The 1,126-nt window shown below is 63.7% G+C and carries 1 protein-coding gene; it reads right to left on the reverse strand.

Features of this window, described 5'->3' with window-relative positions:
• Positions 1-1,126, reverse strand: a protein-coding gene (locus tag NFT33_RS19075; protein WP_251677722.1) for an IS3 family transposase whose coding sequence is annotated in 2 segments (ribosomal slippage) — positions 1-862 and positions 862-1,126 — 1,127 coding nt annotated over the 2 segments. Because the reading frame shifts where the segments join, the coding sequence is not laid out codon by codon here. This gene is flagged as partial in the annotation.

Here is a 1,126-nt window from a genome sequence, read left to right on the forward strand (position 1 = left end):
CTGCTCGGCGATCGATATCCCAGCGTTGAGTGCAGTCGCACCGGGTTGTAGAAGCTGGTGATGTAGTCGGCGATGTCGGCCTGTGCCTCGGCGTGATTGGCGTAGTCGCGTTGCCAGACCCGTTCCATTTTCAGGTTCAGGAAGAAGCGTTCCATGACGGCGTTGTCCCAGCAATTTCCCTTGCGGCTCATGCTGCACACGAGGCCGTGGCGCGCGAGCAGCGCGGCGTGAGCTTGGCTTGCGTACTGGCTGCCGCGGTCTGAATGAACCAGCATCCCGGGCGCAGGCCGTCGACTGACGATGGCCAGGTTCAAGGCCGTGCAGACCAACTCCGACGGCATGCTCGCTGCCATGGCCCAGCCCACGATCTTGCGTGAGAACAGGTCCAGCACGACCGCCAGATACAACCAGCCACTGCGCGTGCGGATGTAGGTGATGTCGCTGGCCCACGCTTCATTCGGGCGCGCGGGCTTGAAGCGGCGGGCCAACACGTTGCCCGCCACGGGCCACTCGTGATGGCTGTCTGTCGTGTGAACGAACTTGCGTCGCCAACGCGCCTGCAGCCCGTTGCTGCGCATCAACTGCCGTGCTCGGTATCGGCTCACCGCCAGCCCGTTGGCTCGCAAGGCGGCGCTCAATCGCCGGCTACCGTAGTTGCGCCCGCTGGCCTCGAACGCGGCCTTCGCATGCACCGCCAACGGGCTCACAGGCTTGGGCTCCTTGCGCCGCTGGCGGGCCGCGTAGAAGCCCGACCTGCTCATGCCCAGCAACCGGCACCACTGGCTCACCGGGGCCTTCTTCGCATCGACCAGGCATTCGGTCAATTGATGAATCACTTCATCTCTCGGGCGAAGAAGGCCGAGGCTTTTTTTAACAGGGCGTTGTCCGACTTCAATTGCTGGTTCTCGACTTCCAGCTGCCGTATGCGCTGCTGCTCCGGCGTCAGCGGCTTGCCCGCTCCGGGGCGACCCGCGCTCTCATCGCTGACCTGCTTCAACCACTTGCGCACGGCGCTGTCGGTCAGATCCAGATCCTTGCAGACCTGCGAAACGCTCAGCCCCTGTTCTCGGATCATCTTCACTACTTGAAGCTTGAACGCGGGCTCCATCGTGCGGCGTTCTCTGCG

This window comes from Sphaerotilus sp. FB-3, assembly GCF_023706025.1.
Classification (GTDB): Bacteria; Pseudomonadota; Gammaproteobacteria; order Burkholderiales; family Burkholderiaceae_C; genus Sphaerotilus; species Sphaerotilus sulfidivorans.